Raw genomic sequence first — 11789 nt, 5'->3', positions numbered from 1 at the left:
TTAGTTTTCATACCATGTTTTTAAAAGCTGACGGCTTTCACCTTGTTGTTTTTTCCAAGTATCTGGCATAACAACCGTTGGTTTGATTAGAATAATCAGTTCTTTTTTCTCTTGGCGTTTACGAATACTTTTAAATAAATTGCCAAATAGCGGGATATCACCCAGCACCGGTGTTTTAGATTCTTCATCCTGAGTTGACGTTTGCATCAAGCCACCAATAACCACTATTTCGCCACTTTGAGCGCGGATAACGGTATCTGACTCTCGAATGTTGCTTTGCGCTAGAGGTAACTCAAAACGTTGATCGTCTAAAGTAATTACCTTTAGTTGCTCCTCTGTCTCAGTTACTGAAGGGTGAACATGCAAAATGACTGAGCCATACTTATCAATCTGCGGCGTTACATCAAGCGCAATACCAGAAAAGAACGGCGTTAAATCTATCTCAGGCGAGGTAGTTGTAGCAGTACCTGTTACCGTCGTACTTGATACGTTAGTAACAAAATATTCGTCCTGCCCTACTTTTATAACTGCTTTTTGATTGTTTGTAGCCGTAACCCGAGGGTTAGATAACATTTGCACATCACCTTGCGTTTCAAGCAAATTAATAACCCCGTTAAAGTCTCCTTTTTGAATGGTTAGCGATGACGCTCCACCAATTGCGGCTGAAATACTATTACTAATAGTAGAACCCGCTGTTGTAGCAAACGAAATACCGCCTTCTAAACCACTCGCTATACGCTCCCAGTTAACTCCCTGTTGGTACTCATCTTTTAAAGTTACTTCTATTATTTTTGCTTCTAGAATAACTTGGCGTTGCAGGTTTTCTTGGCTTTGACGCAAAAACTCTTTTAGCTGACTAATTTCGCTTGGTAATGCATTTACGGTTACCAAACTAGCTTGTGGGCTTGCAACAACATAGCGCCCATCGCTTGCGCCAATTAAAGACTTAAGGGCGACTTCTAATTCTTTCCAAAAGTCATTTTTATTAATTGTTTGGATTCGAGAACCGTTTAAATCTAAGCTTTGATTATCGCCGCCAAACTCATTATTTTGCTGGTTACTACTACCTGAACTTGAACCATTCGAACTACTGCCACTTTGTGCAAATTGACTAACCCCACCAGCAACCACACTCACTGTAGACTGACCATGGCGCTGCATCATTAAATAATTTACAGGTATTGTTTCTGTGCGCATTTTGGCTGGTAATACTTGTACTATTCGTCCTTCATTAACAATATCTAAAGGATACATACGCTTAATAACAGCAATGACTTCATTAAAAGTAACGCTTTTAAGATTTAAACTAATTGTGCCATTTACCTCAGGATGCACAGCAACACTAAAAGGCGTATCGTCTGTTAAGCCTGCAAAAAAGGCGCCTATTTCAACGTCATTAGCGGCTACATCAAAACGCTTTATAGATAAATCATCACTTATAGTTTGCTCATTATTTATTGATGATAGTAGGCTTTGGGTAAGCTCACTCGGCATCTGTAAAGGCGCAATCGCTTTAGTATCTACAGGCTTTTCAGCCAGCTCTTGTTCTATATGAGTTTTAACCTCTTTACCTGGTTTAAAGCTATGGCACGCAGTTAAAAATGTAGGTAACAATAGAAGAACAAGCCACGGATGAGATAAATTATTTTTTAATTTCATAGTCATATAATTCTAATTTTATTTGTTTATCATCATTTGCTAACACAACCTGTTTTGAGTTAATGCTTAGCACCCGAAAATCGTCTACAGCATCACCGACTCGATAAATATGGCCTGAAATAATGGCCTTAAATGCTGTACTGTTTTTAATAATAGATTGCAATTTAAGTTCTGTGTTTTGAGTTACACTCTTGTTGTTATTTACATACATATTTGGTTGAGTAGGATCGCGTAATTGCGCTAATGCACTGGGTGCGAAAGTGAACAAAAGTAATAAAAAACATAAATTATAATGCGATAAATTTTTCATTAGCGCTCACTGTAGCAATTTGTAAAGTTAATTCAGCTTGAGGGTAATCTAGTACCTGATAACTAAACTCCTGTATTAATAACTTATCTTGATTATTTTTTAATGCGGCTAAATATTTTTGTAAGCTAAAGTAGCTACCTTCTAAAGTAACGACCATCTGATGCTCAAAAAATAATGTTTGCGTATCATGTTCACCTAGTTTTTCTACATCGATAGCCTGTGCTGGTTTGACATTAAAGCTACTCACTTTTACGTCGCTACTATCTACGAGCAAATCTTTTAAAACGGCAGGTACATTTTTAGCCGCTACAAAGCCTTGGCTAAAACTATTAAGTTGATTATTTATTTCTGCTAACTCATCTCTGGTTTGTGCAATTTGACTGCGTAAAACCTTAGTGTAGTCGTAGTTTAGTGCTTGATTTAACATGGAGAGTTGCGCATTTATCTGCTGTAACTCCTGCAATGCTGCATTTTGTTCAGAGCGAATATGAGCAACTTCATCTTGCTGTGGAAAAATAACAAACCACAGGCCGAGGTAAATCACCATGAATAAGCCTACAAATACAGTGGAATACTTCTCACGCTTTTGCAGCGATGCAAATTGAGCTCGATACTTTGCCCAAATAGGCCAACCTTTGTCTTTCTTGTTGTTCATGGTTTAGCGCCTTTATCAGCAAGGTCGGTCGCCACATTAAATTCACTCAGACCATCTTTTGTTGACAGTTCTAAAACTGAAAATTCTTTATCAATAAAAAAAGGTGACTGCTTTAAATTATTAAACCACATAGGTAAAAATTTTGACTGCGATACTTGCCCTTGAAACGTGACACTTTGCCCTACAAATTTAATATGGGTAAGCCAGATATTAGGCTCGTGATACTTGGCTAAATCTTGCATAACCTGCGCATAGTCGGTTGCGGATTGATCTGAGCTTTGCTCTAAATAACTAAATATTTGCTGCTTATGCAAAACCTCTTGCTGAAGTGTTTTTAGCTCATTAATAAAAATTGTTTTATTTTGCTTCTCTGCTAGCTGCTGTTTTACAACTTCTAACTGAGCTTTTCCTTGTTTGAGATATTTCTTTTTTTGTTCTAAATCAAGCTCACTTGAATAAGTTTTATAACTGTAAAAAGCCCACGTGATTGCAATAATTAATAGCGCACCTAACCACAGTGTAATCATTCCCGATAAAGGGACTGGGTCTCGCCGTACTCGTAAGGTTTTTTGATAAAAATTAATCCGGGTTTTCATAGCACAGACTCCGGATCTGTTAATTGATAGGCTGCTCCGAGCGCATAATAAAAGTTTGGCTCTAATTGCTGCGCTAATTCTAAGTTAGGCGCAAAATCTACAACTTTTACTTGTAAAAACTCTGCAAGACCGGCTCTAAGAGTTAATGAAGATAAATCATCGCACTGTAGCTGTATGCTGCGAATTGGCGGTTGCTTGAGCTGGCTTTCAAAAAAGTCCATCGAACGCTGAATTTCTAACCCTAACGCCTCTACTAGTTCTTGGTTTTGATCCTTGTCTGAAATACCTAAAAAACCATTTAATCGCCTAGCTAATACTAATTGTCCATCACGAATAATTAAGATTCGAGGTTCATGATTAGCATGCTGCACAATCAGCATATGCGCCTCTTTGTATGAGCCAAATAAAGTTACTAAAACCATTTCTTCAGAGGTCATTGCACGCAAAACTGGTTTAGTTTGTTCAAAACTGTCTATAAACGGAAGTAGCTGCAGCTTATTGGTAATAAATACATTCATTTTGCTGCTTTGCATTGGTAACGTTATTGGATAATCGATAAAGTCAGCTACAATGTTTTCAGAAGCTATATCAACTAAATCTTTTGTAGTCCAAGGCAGCGACTGAATGATTTCTTCATCACTAAGGTTTGGTTTATCCATTTGCACTATTTGATAAAAGTAGTGCGGTATGACTAAATTAACTGCACAAATATCAGTAGACACCTCATTTGTACAAGCAACAATTGCAGCGGTATAATCGGTTTGCTCAGACACATTTACACTGTGAGAACTGTGAACCATCCATTGGTCGCGTTGTTTTTTTAAACATACCGCGTTAACAGTATCTGCGTAAGTTGCAACACCAATAGCTGTATTTGGATCTAAACTACGATTTAACCATGAAAACAGCTTTTCTTTCATATAGCTACTATTGTTAATTGAGTATGAAATAAGTGTCGTACATTTTAACTACTTTGCCAAATTGAAAACCAATAAAATGCGTGAAAAATTCAAAATAGATGAAAATAACTATATTCAACAATTAGATAGCTCGTTTCTAAAAAAGAGAAATATTTGTTTAGGTATAAAACGTGATGATTTACTCCATCCGCTAATAAGTGGCAATAAATGGCGTAAATTAAAATACAATTTAGCGTATATGCAAAAGATAAATAAAACAGAGCTTCTGACTTTTGGTGGTGCGTTTTCAAACCATATTCATGCCTGCGCAGCGGCAGGAAAAGAATTTAATATAAAAACTCGCGCGATTATTCGCGGACCAGAACTGGATAACAACAACCCAACAATCCAATTTGCAAAACATTGTGGTATGAACCTGCATGTTGTTAATCGTATAGAATATCGAAAACGCCACAACATCGATTACCTTAATGCTCTGCAAGAGCGCTTTCCAAATGCTTATATTATTCCTGAAGGTGGTACAAATGAACATGCTTTATTAGGGTGTAAAGAATTAGTACAAAGCTTACCCGAACATAGCTACTTAGTTTGTCCTACAGGTAGTGGTGGCACGCTTGCTGGACTAATAGAAGGCAGTGCTTCAACAACACAAGTTATTGGTATCGCGGTATTAAAACAAGCTGAATATTTAAATGAAGAAATAAAAAAGCTGAGCGCTAGAGCTAATAACCAAACTAACTGGCAGTTACTCACAGAGTTTCATGATGGTGGCTATGGTAAGTTTTCACCTGAGTTATGGCAGTTTTGCCAAGATATGAGTCACACTTATAATCTGCCACTTGAGCCTATTTATAGCGGAAAAATGATGTATGCATTGTGGCAGCTTATTAAGCAAGATTATTTCCCATCTGGGAGTAAAATTATTGCTGTTCATACTGGCGGGCTTCAAGGCTTAAATGGGCTTAAATATAGAGGGTTAATCTAGACCTTAATTAAATACCGCTTGCGTAAACTCTTGAAGCGGCTCTGAAAAGTAAAAACCTTGAGCTCCTACCACTCCCAATTTGGTAAGCGTAAGTAGCTCTTTTTGAGTCTCTACGCCCACCGCGTATACGGGTAGATTTAAAAGACTAGCGGCTTCGACTATCCTTTTTATTTTCTTTTGACTTTGAGTTTTTTCATCTAATAAATGAACCAGTTCGTAAGATAACTTAAGCCCACATACTTGGTTATAATCAACTAGCATGGCTACTTTCTCACTGCTTTTTACATTATCAATCACAATATGTGAATGCCCTTTTTTAATAACATTGAGTGCATTAGTTATCGACTCTCTATGAGTAAAAAATTCTGCCTCACTTATTTCAAATTGTAATTTAGTATTTAACTTAAGCTCTGCCATTTGATTGGCTAACCACTCCCAAAATACAGTATTAAACCAATTTTTAGGGTGTAGATTTACACTAACTGTTAAAGCCGAAGACTCACTGAGCATTAGCTTTTTGACTTGTGTTATTACAGCTTTATCTAATATTAAAGCGTCTTGATCACTATAAACCTGCTTAATAAAATAACGAGCGGCCAGTAAACCAAGTTGGCTATGCCTAACCCGAATAAGAGCTTCATGCTGCAGGATATCTCCACTAGAGAGTTCAAATACAGGCTGAAAGAATAATATAAATTTATTCTTTTTAATGTTTTCTATAACCTGTTTGCTAGAGAGGTGTTTTTCTTGGCAGTGATTTAACGTTAAACGGTGGCAATGCTGCAATAGGCTGCTTTGTGATAGCGCGAGTGCTGATTTTGCTAGCTTATAAACCGCCACTTGATCAGCGCCTAATTGATAATCACACGCACCTATTTTAATATTTTTATGAGTAATATTTTTTTGATGATTTTGACATATTAAAAACACATTTTTATGAAGCTTTTCAACGTAGCTATTCAACTCGCTAATAGAAATGTTTGGTAAGGTAACCGCTAAGTAATTAGAGTTTAGTATTTTTACCGACACACCTTTAAGTTCGGCTAATTTTTTAGTAATTAAGACTTTAAAATTGGCTTCTATATCCGTTTTTTTATCATAGCTACAATCACACTCAATAAGTAAAAATAAGTTATGTGATGCAGTATTAACTCCATACAAAGAACTTAAATCACATTTTTTTGCCTGTTCGATTAGTTGAGTATTTTTATGCCTTTGTTGAATAATTTTAGTCGGCTGTATAACTGTATTTTTAAGCATTACTTTACGGTTGACTTTTAACAGGCTCCACCAGCGATAAGACCAATTAGCAGCGCCTAATATAATCAGATTCAAAAATATAAATAAGTAGCTTTGTGTTACCCACACTGGATAGTGATAAAGGCTCAAACTTAACGTTTTAAAAGTAAAAACTTCGCGTTCTAAATTTACTAAGTTCCTAAAGTGATCAGAAGAATTTTGCAGCTCTAACTTAAAGCCTTCATTTTTAGCTAATGCGACCAACACTTCATTATTTATAGAGGGAGATAAATTTAATTCATAAACGCGTTTAACAAACTGCTGCCCAGAAACATGTGCTTTTTGATGTAATGCATCATTTAAAATGAAATTAAAACTAATAAGTATCATCAAAAACAAAACAAAAGAGATACCTTTGAAGTACTTTAAAAGCCAGAGTTTACTCTTTTGCATAGCCTGCCACTCGTTATATTGATAACTAAAGTGTTGTTCAATATCTATAGAAGCACAAGGCTGCAAACTAAGTTTAAACGTTTATTAATAGTACTAAACAAAAAACACTCAGATAAACGAGAACTTACAAAAATAAACAGCTATGCCCTTTATTCTGTAAATAGATGAAAGCCATCGACAGATCATTTTAAAAAGTATGCCAGCAGAGATTATGCTGCATACCGCCTTAATTAAACCAATGGCGGGTTTTATTTGCAAAGTATACCAAGCTTAGCATTACGGGGACTTCTACCAACACTCCCACCACAGTGGCAAGTGCAGCCCCAGAATGTAAACCAAATAATGAAATAGCAACCGCAACAGCTAGCTCAAAAAAGTTTGAAGTGGCAATCATACATGCAGGCGCCGCTATGTTATGTGCAAGCCCCATTTTTTTAGCTGCAATATAAGCAATCGCAAAAATACCGTAAGTTTGAATTAAAAGCGGGATTGCAATAAGAACTATTGCCTCTGGTTTTTCTATTAATATCTGCGATTGGAAACCAAACAATAGCGCTACTGTCGCGAGTAAGCCAATAATAGAATAAGGTTTCATTACCTTTAAAAAGTTATTTAAACACGTATGGTCATCTTCTTTATCAAGCTTTTTACGGGTAACAGCACCGGCCACCAGCGGGATAAGTACATACAATACCACCGATAATAGCAGTGTATCCCAAGGTACAGTAATATCAGTCACACCAAGTAATAGCCCTGCAATAGGTGCGAAGGCAAAAATCATAATTATGTCATTTATTGATACCTGCACTAAGGTGTAATTAGCATCGCCTTTTGTCAATTGACTCCACACAAACACCATAGCGGTACAAGGCGCAACACCCAACAAAATCATACCAGCTATATATTCTGTAGCTGTTTGTGGGTCAACAAAATCGGCAAAAATACCCTTAAAAAATAACCAGCCTAGTAGCGCCATAGTAAAGGGCTTTATAAGCCAATTAATAACGATAGTGAGCACTAACCCTTTTGGTTTTTTACCTACATCTTTAATTGATGAAAAATCAATTTGCACCATCATTGGGTAAATCATCAACCAAACAAGTACTGCGATTACAATATTTACATGGGCATATTCAAAACCAGCAATTAAGCTAAATGCACTTGGCATTATAGAACCAGCTACAATACCAAAAGTAATAGCTAAGGCTACCCACACAGAAAGATAACGTTCAAATAATCCCATTGTTCTGTCCTAAATAGAGCTTTGATTAACGCGTTGGCTAAGTTCTTCTGCAGATTCCACACGTTCAGAATAACGATCTACAAAGTAATCTTTTTGATCTCGTAATAACAAAGTAAATTTTATCAACTCCTCCATAACATCAACAATCCGATTATAAAGTGGAGAGGGTTTCATGCGCCCATTTTCTTCAAATTCTAAATGAGCTTGTGGCACTGAGGACTGATTTGGTATTGTTACCATACGCATCCAACGCCCTAATACTCGTAGTTGATTCACTACATTAAATGATTGCGATCCACCACAAACTTGCAGCACTGCGAGTGTTTTACCTTGCGTTGGCCTTACACCACCTAAATTGAGTGGTATCCAATCAATTTGGTTTTTGAATATGCTCGTCATTGAGCCATGACGTTCTGGAGAGCACCATACTTGCCCTTCTGACCAAAGCATTAAATCTCGTAACTCTTGTACTTTAGGGTGTGATTCATCTTCACTATCGGTTTGAGGTAAACCTTCAGGATTAAAAATTTTAACCTCAGCACCAAAATACGTTAATAAACGTGCACTCTCCTCTATTACCAACTTACTATAAGAACGCGCTCTTAATGATCCATATAACAATAAAATTTTAGGTTTGTGCTCAGAAAAACTAACATTAAAATTTTTAGTATGTGGAACAACGCTGTGTATTTTATTTGTATTTGGTAACCCATTAACTTCTGACATTTATAACTCAACCCTTACCAAGTGAATATACGAAAAATCGAATATATGAAATTTCACATGCAAACACGCGTGAGTCAAATTCTATTTTATAAATTTTTTTAAGTTATTAAAAAATCGGCTCAAGCCAATGGAAGGGATTGCGGAAGGTATTTGATAAAAATATTAAGTTATTTATATAGCGCAACTATTTATTTAAACAGCGAATTATAGTTTCACGTAGTTTTTGTGTTTTAATGGGTTTTGCAACATGAGCATTCATGCCAATAGATAAGTATCGTGTAATATCATCTTTCATAACATTAGCTGTTAAGGCAATTATTGGAATATTTGCGATAGTTTCATCACTATCATTACGAATAATTTGAGTCGCCTCAACACCGTCCATGATAGGCATATGAATATCCATTAAAATTATATCAAACGGCTCTAACTTTACTGTTTGGATGCACTCTAATCCATTATCAACTAAGTAAACCTGAGCGCCGCTATTTTCTAGTATGTTGGTAACTATGAGTCGATTGATTGAATTATCTTCCACAAATAATACTTTAATACCCGCCAGCGACTGTTCACTCACAGTATTTACTTTAGGCACTTCATTAAAAAAACCTAACACTCTACTGCTCACCTCCTTATACAAGACACTCGAATAAACAGGTTTTTGCAAAATTGTGTTTATATTTATTTTGTTAGCCACATCATTAAGTAAAACCTCATGATCCCTTGTAAGTACAATTATATTACTGCAAAGCTGGGGATTAATATTATAAATACGCGTTAAAAATGTTTCACTACTCATCGCTGGCATTATCCAATCGACAATAATGACTTTAAATTTTTCTTTATTCTGTTCAATAATATCAATAGCTTGCTTAGCAGACGAGCACGCAGTACATGCTAAACCCATAGCTGTAAACTGATTTTCAATTACTTTAAGGTCCTCTTCATTATCATCTATAATTAATACATCAAACGGATCAGTAAAGATTAGGTTAGGCGTATCATCAATCAACGCTTGGTTGTTCAATTTAACTTCCACCGAAGCTACAAACTCACTACCCACACCTTGAGTGCTGTGTACTGTTATATCACCACCCATCAATTGGCATAAACTCTTACTAATTGTTAAACCTAACCCTGTACCACCAAACTTCCTAGTTGTAGAACTATCTGCCTGAGTAAATGATTCAAATAAATTACTAAGATTATCCTCAGCGATGCCAATACCTGAGTCTTTAACTGTAAAATATAAGCAAACACTTTGCGGATCGTCTAATAACTTTCTTGACTCAATTAAAACCGATACAGTGCCGTGAGGGGTGAATTTAATTGCGTTAGAGCATAAATTTAACAGCACCTGATTTATTCGCACTACATCGCCGATTAAGTCCAGTTTAACTGCCTCATCAATGACAATATCAAATGTGACCCCTTTACTTTGGGCCAATTCATTGAAGGTTGCTTTGATATAATCAACAATCGAATTTACAGAAAAAGGAAATTCCTCAAGGTTAATGTTTCCAGACTCAATTTTTGAAAAGTCTAAAATATCGTTAATAACCACCAGGAGTTGATCTGAGGAGTATTTAATTTTATCTAAATAATACTCATACTCACCAGGTAAACCTTTTTCGAGCAAAATATTAGTCAAACCAATAATCCCACTCATAGGGGTTCTAATTTCATGACTCATATTTGCTAAAAACTCAGACTTAGCGGATGTCAGATGCTCTGCTTCTTCCTTGGCGTGCAAAAGCTCTTCAGTGCGCTCTTCAACGCGCGACTCTAATCTTTGCTTTTCTTCATCAAGCTCTTTTAAAAGTTGAATGCGGCGTTGGTTTAAAAACAAAACAAAAACTAAAAAACTGCTAAGAATAAAAATAATTACAGTAGCGCTGTAAATTAATATTTTATTTTTCTCAAAGTAAGTTGGCTCGTAATAAGAGATAATTGACTCTTCTGGCAAGCTCTGCGGAGCAATATTAAACTTACTTAATTGTCGCCAATCATATGAGTATGTACTAAGCCCTTCACCACTAATTTCATTTAACGCTTTATTTTCATTATAAAAAACTATTGAATCGGCAATACGTTTACCTATTTTTTCACCCGACAATACATACCCACCAACAACACCTGAGCCTAATAGTACTTCCCAATAGCTAAACACTGGCGCCGGACTTTCTTCAGTTAATCGCTCTACTAGCTGATAAGGGCTAAGTGATTGATTATCGTAACGCCTAAAAATGGGGGTAAATAAAATAATTGAATCTGCTGGGGCATTTCTTACTTTGGTGAGTAATTCTGGTAATGGAAGATCAAACCACTTTTCTACACTTAAATACGAAAAATCACGGTTAATAACCGAAAATAGTCCTCGATGAAAGCTCATACCAATATCGTTTTTTGTATCTAAAATCACGATCAATTTTTTAGGCTTCATTAAATTAACAGCATTTGCTGTTGCTTGCGCATAATCTAATTTAGCTTGGATCACAGCTCCGCTGGTCTTTTTTGGTAGATTAAACTGGGCGCCTGGCTCTAAGTATATTCGTGGAACATTTATAAAAAAATCATCTAATTGAGATAGTAACGTCGCTGCAGAAGGCGACTGAGTAACGATGATATCGATGTGCTTATTTTTATATTTTTGTTTGAGGTAGTCTTTCATTAACTGTTTTTGATTAACTTCATCAAAGCGATTTACATCCATATTTTCGACAAATAGTTCATAACTAAAAGAACGTTTTTTAAGCTCTGTACGCAGTCCAAGCTCAACACTTTTATACCAAGGCATATCTTGATTTGTTGAATTTATAAATAAAATATGAGTAACATTTGAAGGAGTTTGAGCGTGTGAACTAGGGCTCAAGAATTGAAAAACAAGAAATAAAAATAAGATATTAGTTTTCATGTTTCTCATTGTGTAATCAGAGGAAAGTAGTTTAATGGTAAGTGTTAACGATATATATATCAATTAAATACAAGATAAAATTTACTGTA

The 11789-nt window shown here is 35.8% G+C and carries 10 protein-coding genes; 1 reads left to right on the top strand and 9 read right to left on the bottom strand.

Annotation, left to right across the window (positions count from 1 at the left end):
- Genes mshL through H5159_RS00445 form a run of 5 tightly spaced genes read right to left on the bottom strand, consistent with a single transcriptional unit; the run spans nt 1 to nt 4140 of the window.
- Complete coding sequence (mshL, locus tag H5159_RS00465) at nt 1–1659, bottom strand: pilus (MSHA type) biogenesis protein MshL (RefSeq protein WP_182720229.1); 1659 nt, start codon at nt 1657–1659, stop codon at nt 1–3.
- Nucleotides 1643–1969: an agglutinin biogenesis protein MshK gene (locus H5159_RS00460; RefSeq protein WP_024594540.1), complete on the bottom strand. Its 327-nt coding sequence runs from the start codon at nt 1967–1969 to the stop codon at nt 1643–1645. Before H5159_RS00460 ends, mshL begins: the two co-directional genes overlap by 17 nt.
- A complete protein-coding gene (locus H5159_RS00455; protein WP_182779494.1) occupies nt 1947–2624 on the bottom strand; it encodes an agglutinin biogenesis protein MshJ in 678 nt (225 codons plus the stop codon). Before H5159_RS00455 ends, H5159_RS00460 begins: the two co-directional genes overlap by 23 nt.
- Entirely contained in the window at nt 2621–3220 is a 600-nt protein-coding gene (locus H5159_RS00450; protein ID WP_024594795.1) for a PilN domain-containing protein, read from the bottom strand. Before H5159_RS00450 ends, H5159_RS00455 begins: the two co-directional genes overlap by 4 nt.
- Nucleotides 3217–4140 (bottom strand): hypothetical protein, encoded by a 924-nt coding sequence (locus H5159_RS00445; protein ID WP_024598058.1) that lies wholly within the window; start codon nt 4138–4140, stop codon nt 3217–3219. The genes H5159_RS00450 and H5159_RS00445 overlap by 4 nt, the downstream gene beginning before the upstream one ends.
- Before the next feature lie 76 nt (nt 4141–4216).
- Here H5159_RS00445 and H5159_RS00440 point away from each other — a divergent pair, with 76 nt between their 5' ends.
- Entirely contained in the window at nt 4217–5125 is a 909-nt protein-coding gene (locus H5159_RS00440; protein ID WP_182779493.1) for a 1-aminocyclopropane-1-carboxylate deaminase/D-cysteine desulfhydrase, read from the top strand.
- 3 nt (nt 5126–5128) lie between these two features.
- Here the strand turns inward: H5159_RS00440 and H5159_RS00435 are convergent, their stop codons facing one another.
- The 4 genes from H5159_RS00435 to H5159_RS00420 all read right to left on the bottom strand — a co-directional run bounded on the left by H5159_RS00435 (nt 5129) and on the right by H5159_RS00420 (nt 11700).
- Entirely contained in the window at nt 5129–6817 is a 1689-nt protein-coding gene (locus H5159_RS00435) for an EAL domain-containing protein (RefSeq protein ID WP_182716464.1), read from the bottom strand.
- 226 nt (nt 6818–7043) lie between these two features.
- A complete protein-coding gene (gene arsB / locus H5159_RS00430; protein WP_182779492.1) occupies nt 7044–8060 on the bottom strand; it encodes an ACR3 family arsenite efflux transporter in 1017 nt (338 codons plus the stop codon).
- A 9-nt stretch (nt 8061–8069) separates the two neighbouring features.
- Nucleotides 8070–8786: an arsenical resistance protein ArsH gene (gene arsH, locus H5159_RS00425; RefSeq protein WP_182724166.1), complete on the bottom strand. Its 717-nt coding sequence runs from the start codon at nt 8784–8786 to the stop codon at nt 8070–8072.
- 184 nt (nt 8787–8970) lie between these two features.
- Nucleotides 8971–11700, bottom strand: a complete 2730-nt coding sequence (locus H5159_RS00420) for a response regulator (protein WP_182779491.1) — start codon at nt 11698–11700, stop codon at nt 8971–8973.
- Between the last annotated feature and the right edge of the window lie 89 nt (nt 11701–11789).

The organism is Pseudoalteromonas sp. SG43-1, assembly GCF_014164415.1.
GTDB classification, from domain to species: domain Bacteria; phylum Pseudomonadota; class Gammaproteobacteria; order Enterobacterales; family Alteromonadaceae; genus Pseudoalteromonas; species Pseudoalteromonas distincta.
The sequence above is the reverse complement of the archived record's forward strand: the minus strand, read 5'-3'. Positions and strand labels throughout refer to the sequence as shown.